The organism is Kamptonema sp. PCC 6506, assembly GCF_000180455.1.
Taxonomy (GTDB): domain Bacteria; phylum Cyanobacteriota; class Cyanobacteriia; order Cyanobacteriales; family Microcoleaceae; genus Kamptonema; species Kamptonema formosum.
In genome coordinates this window covers 1-2,204 of the sequence record NZ_CACA01000261.1, presented here as the reverse complement: position 1 = coordinate 2,204, position 2,204 = coordinate 1, and the positions used below count along the sequence as shown (strand labels likewise).

3 protein-coding genes and 1 pseudogene are annotated in these 2,204 nt (G+C 38.7%); 2 read left to right on the top strand and 2 right to left on the bottom strand.

What is annotated here, in order from left to right; all coding sequences use genetic code 11:
* Both OSCI_RS13325 and rd read right to left on the bottom strand, forming a co-directional pair.
* A partial coding sequence (locus tag OSCI_RS13325) for an NAD(P)/FAD-dependent oxidoreductase (RefSeq protein WP_039962283.1) occupies positions 1 to 905 on the bottom strand: 905 nt, incomplete at its 3' end.
* Between the two features lie 12 nt (positions 906 to 917).
* Positions 918 to 1,076, bottom strand: a complete 159-nt coding sequence (gene rd, locus OSCI_RS13320) for a rubredoxin (RefSeq protein ID WP_007355497.1) — start codon at positions 1,074 to 1,076, stop codon at positions 918 to 920.
* Positions 1,077 to 1,211: 135 nt separating this feature from the next.
* Here rd and OSCI_RS32435 point away from each other — a divergent pair.
* Positions 1,212 to 1,786 (top strand): annotated as a pseudogene (locus OSCI_RS32435) (transposase).
* A 122-nt stretch (positions 1,787 to 1,908) separates the two neighbouring features.
* Complete coding sequence (locus OSCI_RS13305; protein WP_019487086.1) at positions 1,909 to 2,202, top strand: hypothetical protein; 294 nt, start codon at positions 1,909 to 1,911, stop codon at positions 2,200 to 2,202.
* Positions 2,203 to 2,204 lie beyond the last annotated feature (2 nt).

Here is a 2,204-nt window from a genome sequence, read left to right as displayed (position 1 = left end):
GGGTTATACTGGGGAAGCCAATTAATTAACAATGATGTTTGATAGCGACACTCGTGCAAAAATCTGGCACCCCAAGCGGATAGTTTTAGTACCGCAGGGCCGCTTAAACCCCAATGAGTAATTAGTATTGGCCCGGTTTGTTCTAATTTTGCAGCGGGTAATTGTACGCGAACATTACCAACGGAAACGCCTGCTAAATCTTGGAGGCGAATATCAGAAATGTTAAAAGTAAATAGAGATGGTACTGGGGGTTGGATGGTGTGACCTAAATTTTGCGCCCATTTGAAACCAGAAGGACTGCTACCAGTGGCCAGCAAGATGCGATCGCCTTTCAACTTTTCCCCCGATTTCAATTCAATTTCAAAGGAAGGGGAATGGGGATTAGAGATGGGGAACCGATCGGAAACAGATAATTTATCTGCTAGTTCAGTCTCTATTTGTAAGGGTTTAGATGTGGCAAAATCTGGTGTTAATCTTTTGATTGAAACCGCAGCAACACCAGTGCGAATTTCTACGCCTGCATCTTTAGCAGCCTGGATTAAACTATTAACTATTGTTGCAGAATCGTCTGTGGTAGGAAACATCCGGCCATCTGCTTCTGTTTTTAGTTTTATGCCGTGACTAGCAAACCATTCTACTGTATCGCGGGGTTGAAACCGAGTAAAAGCACCCCGCAGAGCTTTGCCGCCTCTGGGGTAATTTTGTACTAAAATTCCTGGATCGAAGCAGGCATGAGTTACGTTGCAACGTCCCCCACCAGAAATCCGAACTTTGGCGAGGAGTTCCCGCCCTGCTTCTAGTAAAGTGATGCGAGTTTGGGGATGAGCTTTGGCTGCTGCGATCGCTCCGAAAAACCCTGCTGCACCTCCGCCCACTACGATAACTCGCAGAAATTTATCGGACACATTTTTTCTCGTTTATTCTGGTTCAAAATCTGATTTTAGCGCACCGCAAATCGGACAAACCCAATCTTCGGGAATATCTTCAAACGGCGTTCCAGGTGCAATACCGCCATCGGGATCGCCTAGTTCTGGATCGTAGACATAGGCGCAAATTGTACAGATGTATTTTTGCATTTTGGCTTTTTCTCGATAAATAGACTAATTTTTACAAGTTTAGAGAATCAAAATTGATGGAATTGATGTTAACCCTAGTTTGTCACTCTAGGAAGAGTAAAATAGAAAGAGAAGTCTAAATGGGAGACACAGACTATGATACAGCCCAAAATTCCACAACCTACCATTAGTTTCATCGATCAATATTGTGAGAGTTATCAAAAAATATTTCCAGAAGTTAGAAGCTATGAAGCCTTTAAGCAAATTATTATGGGGATTTTGACACCAAGCAAGAGAAAAAGTTTAGTAACACTCTCTAAAATAATTGGATTAAAAAATAGTCAATCATTGCATAACTTTTTAACACAATCTCCCTGGAAATCGGAAGAATTAAGAACCCAGAGACTAAAAATTATCTTTAACTGGTTAAAAGAAGAAGCATTGACATTATTATAGATGAGACCGGAGATCCAAAAAAAGGAAATAAAACTGAATATGTAGCTAGACAATATTTAGGAAGGCTAGGAAAAGTAGACAATGGGATTGTAAGTGTCAATATTTATGGAGTTAGAAATGGCATAACATTCCCATTATTGTTTGAAGTTTACAAACCAAAATCTCGACTAAAAGCAGGAGATAAATATCAAAGCAAACCCCAAATAGCTGCTAGATTAGTGGAACAATTAGTTAGTCAATGGTTAAAAATTAGATATGTACTAGCTGAATATTAAGTAAAGGTCAACAACAAAAAAGATATGTGTGTGAGATAATATTTGGTCACAGGAATAAATATACTTATTGGTATCTAACAACTGATCCCGAAACATTACCAATCAATAGTACATCTTATGTAATGACTAATATTGACAAAATCAAATATCAAGATGTAGGCAATATTTATGGAGAAAGAACTTGGATTGAATATGGATTTAGACAAAGCAAATCTGAATTAGGTTGGTCGGACTTTCATGTAACTAAATATAATGATATTGCTAAATGGTGGTCAGCTATTTGTTGTGCTTTTCTCTTGGTTAGTATGAGGGCTATTTCAACTCAGCCTTCGGAATTATCTGACTTATCAACTTGTCAATCTGAACTGAATAGTTATCTAGCTGAACATCCAGACTGGGATTTCAATCAAGGCTGAAA